General features: G+C 40.6%; 3 protein-coding genes. All 3 read right to left on the minus strand.

Annotated elements, in window-relative coordinates; genetic code table 11:
• Positions 1-79 precede the first annotated feature (79 nt).
• Positions 80-760 (minus strand): tRNA-uridine aminocarboxypropyltransferase, encoded by a 681-nt coding sequence (locus tag ENH88_RS08390; protein WP_197185538.1) that lies wholly within the window; start codon positions 758-760, stop codon positions 80-82.
• 324 nt (positions 761-1,084) lie between these two features.
• On the minus strand, positions 1,085-2,509 hold the full coding sequence (lpdA, locus tag ENH88_RS08395) for a dihydrolipoyl dehydrogenase (RefSeq protein WP_304181588.1): 1,425 nt from the start codon (positions 2,507-2,509) through the stop codon (positions 1,085-1,087).
• Positions 2,510-2,684: 175 nt separating this feature from the next.
• A partial coding sequence (gene aceF / locus ENH88_RS08400; protein ID WP_304181590.1) for a dihydrolipoyllysine-residue acetyltransferase occupies positions 2,685-4,025 on the minus strand: 1,341 nt, incomplete at its 5' end.

Consider the following 4,025-nt stretch of genomic DNA (forward strand, 5'->3'; position numbering starts at 1 on the left):
AGAAGGCTTTAGAGCAATTCAAAATAAAGCACTAACTCACTTAAAAGAGCAGCAAGCTTTCGCTTAGCTGCATAAAAAATTAGTCTTCTAATGGCCTGCCTTTATTACGTTTACCCAATAAATACGCATCACGAAACTTAATAAAGTGCTGCTCCAACTTTATTGAGGCATCCATTTCGCCCGCAAGTGCTAGCACCATAATACCTACTTCAGCTGTACCTAGCTGGTGCGCGTGAGGCGCAACACGTAAACGGTAATCAGATAGTTTATCAGCAGTAACAGAAAGCACAGGTAAATTATCTAGGTAGGGGCTTTTGCGAATCATTTTTTTAGCTTCACGCCATGTACCATCTAAAAATATAAATAGTAACTTTTTACCTTCTTCAATATTCACTTCGGTAATAGCCCTGCCCTCTTCGACGTCTTCAGCAGGGAATACTACCATTGGTTGATATTGAGGATCGTTTATTAAAGCTAAAAAATCAGGATCTGGGTCTGTTCTGTCCCATCTAAATGCGTAGTTATTTGGGACTATTTCAGCAATTAAACGCCCAGTATTAGAAGGCTTAAAGCTTTCATTATGGTACATCAGTAAACATACAGCAGCGTTGCACTGAGCGTGCTCAACACCTTTACAAATACAGTAATGCTTGGCTATTAAGCATTGCTCACAGCGATCTAATTTACCGCCTCGCGCATTAAATTCACGACGAGATTCACTTATTTGCTGAGCGCGTAATGCTAAAACTGCGTTTTTCACTGTATTTACCTTCAATTAATTAGGCGCGCATTGTAACGGCTTATCGCTATTTAATCTTATATTTATAGTCATACCAACCTGCATAAATCTTTGATCAATTTAACGAATTAAATTGCACTATAACTTCGTTAAAAATTTTTTATTTAGAACAACTAGATACAAAAACTTTTGCCTAGTTCTAGCGTAATTTTCTTAACGTTAAATAGACCCCATATATAAGCAGATTGGTATCATTGAATTAATTCAACATCTCTTAAATTAAAAACCAGGCATAAAAAAACCCAACCGAAGTTGGGTTTTTCAAACAAATGCTAAAAAGTTAAATTACTTCTTTTTAACTGCTTTTTTGTTTGGTAAGTCAGTGATCGAACCTTCAAAAATTTCAGCTGCAAGGCCGATTGATTCATTCAATGTAGGGTGAGCATGAATAGTAAGCGCTAAGTCTTCACCATCAGCACCCATTTCAATACCTAAACCGATTTCGCCAAGCATTTCGCCCGCGTTAATACCGATCATAGCACCACCGATTATACGGCCACTTTCTTTATCAAAGATAAGTTTTGTAGAACCTTCAGTACGAGATGATGCAATAGCACGGCCAGATGCTGCCCACGGGAATACCGCAGTTTCAATTTTTAAGCCTTGCTCTTTTGCTTCTTTCTCAGTAACACCTACCCAAGCGATTTCTGGGTCAGTATACGCAATCGAAGGAATACATTTAGGGTCGAAGAAATGCTTCTGACCAGAAATAACTTCTGCAGCAACATGACCTTCATGAACCGCTTTATGCGCAAGCATAGGCTGGCCAACTAAGTCACCAATTGCAAAAATATGGCTTACGTTAGTACGTAATTGCTTATCAGCATTAATAAAGCCACGCTCATCAACGTTTACGCCCGCTTTTTCAGCATCAAGTAAGTTACCGTTTGGAGTACGGCCAACTGCAACAAGCACTTTGTCGTAACGTACAGGTTCTGCTGGTGCATTTTTACCTTCAAACGTTACGTATAAGCCATCTTTTTTAGCTTCAACACCAACAACTTTAGTTGAAAGCATTACGTTGAATTTTTTGCTTACGTATTTTTGGTAAATTTTGATAATGTCTTTATCAGCTGCTGGAACTAATTGGTCAGCAAATTCTACAACATCAATTGCAGAACCTAGTGCACGGTAAACCGTACCCATTTCAAGACCGATAATACCACCACCAAGTACAAGTAGCTTTTCTGGTACATCTTTAAGCTCTAGCGCGCCAGTTGAATCAATTACACGGTCATCTTGTGGGATGAAAGGTAAGTTAACTGGTTTAGAACCTGCTGCAATAATCGCGTTATCAAACGTGATAGTTGTAGAGTCTTTCTCGCCTTCAACTACTAAAGTATTGCTGCCAGTGAATTTGCCGTAACCAGATACAACTTTCACTTTACGCATTTTAGCCATGCCCTCTAGTCCACCAGTTAACTGGCCAACTACAGAATCTTTCCAAGTACGAACTTGGTCAAGATCGATCTTTGGTGCGCCAAAAGTAACACCATGAGATGACATTTCAGCTGCATCATCAATCACTTTAGCTACGTGTAAAAGTGCTTTTGAAGGAATACAACCAACATTAAGACATACGCCGCCTAATGTTTCACGAGATTCTACCAATGTAACTTCTAAGCCCAAGTCAGCAGCGCGGAATGCCGCAGAGTAACCACCAGGACCACCGCCTAGTACAACAACTTGAGTTTTTAATTCGTTGCTCATGCTATTACCTTAATTGTTTGAACGGGACACTGCCCTAAAGTTTAACTGCCATGTTTCTGCAAGGCAGAAAGTGAGAGCAGATCACAAATTTGTGCAAAGATTGTATCATTGCAAATGGTAAAAATCCCAGCTAAAAACAACTGGCTGGGATTTGATTCTATTCATTGTCCAGCGATTACATCACCAATTGGCGAATATCGCTCATGTAACTTGCAAGAGTCACAGTAAAGCGTGCAGCTAAGGCTCCGTCAATAACCCTATGGTCGTATGACATAGACAGCGGAACCATTAGTTTTGGTTCAAACTCTTTGCCATTCCATTTAGGTTTCATTTCAGATTTAGACACACCTAAAATAGCCACTTCTGGTGCATTAACAATCGGCGTAAATGCCGTACCGCCAATACCGCCAAGGCTAGAAATAGTAAAACAACCACCTTGCATATCAGACGATGTAAGCTTCCCGTCACGTGCTTTAACAGATACTTCCATTAATTCGCGTGATAGTTCAATAATGCCTTTTTTATCAACATCTTTAAACACTGGTACAACTAAACCGTTTGGCGTATCAACTGCAACACCAATGTTAATGTACTTTTTAAGGATTAAGCTTTCGCCGTCTGCAGAAAGCGATGAGTTGAATTTTGGAAATTCAGCAAGTGCTTTTGCAGCTGCTTTCATTACAAACACAAGTGGCGTAATTTTAACACCCAGCTTTTTCTTCTCGCTAAGCACATTTTGCTCTTTGCGGAATACTTCAAGGCTTGTGATATCAGCTTCGTCAAACTGTGTAACATGTGGGATTTGCACCCAGTTACGGTGTAAGTTTTTGCCTGATAGCTTTTGAATACGAGACAGCTTTTGCTCTTCAATTTCGCCAAATTTAGCAAAATCAACTTTAGGCCATGGAATAAGACCAAGCTCGCTACCACCAGCACTACTACCTGCTGATAATTGACCCGACTCAACTTGCTTAACTAGGTTTTTAACATAGTTTTGCACGTCTTCTTTAACTATACGGGCTTTACGACCAGTGCCTTTAACGTTAGCTAGGTTAATACCAAACTCACGCGCTAAACGGCGAACAACAGGTGATGCATGAGCATACGCGCTGTTTTCTGTGAAGCTTTCATTACTTGCTTTTGCTGGTGCCGCTTGAGCCGGTGCCGACTCAGTTTTAGCCGCAGCTGCAGGTGCTGATTTTTCAGCTGGTGCAGGTGCTGCTACTGGCGCGCTGCCTGCAACTTCAAATACAAAAATTAATGAGCCAGTCGATACTTTATCGCCAGCGGCTACTTTAATTTCTTTAACTGTACCTGCAAATGGAGCTGGTACTTCCATTGCAGCTTTGTCGCCTTCAACGTTTAAGATTGATTGATCTTCTTCAACCGTATCGCCAACTGCAACCATAATTTCAGTTACTTCAACTTCATCACCACCAATATCTGGCACATTAACTTCTTTAGTGCTTGGTGCTGAACTTGCTGTTGAACTCTCAGCTGGCGCTTCTACAGGAGC

Origin of the sequence: Pseudoalteromonas prydzensis (assembly GCF_011050055.1) — a bacterium.
Lineage (GTDB): Bacteria > Pseudomonadota > Gammaproteobacteria > Enterobacterales > Alteromonadaceae > Pseudoalteromonas > Pseudoalteromonas prydzensis_A.

Bases quoted from the DNA above. Each gene is read 5' to 3' on its own strand.
- lpdA (WP_304181588.1), bottom strand. From the start codon at position 2,509: ATGAGCAACGAATTAAAAACTCAAGTTGTTGTACTAGGCGGTGGTCCT.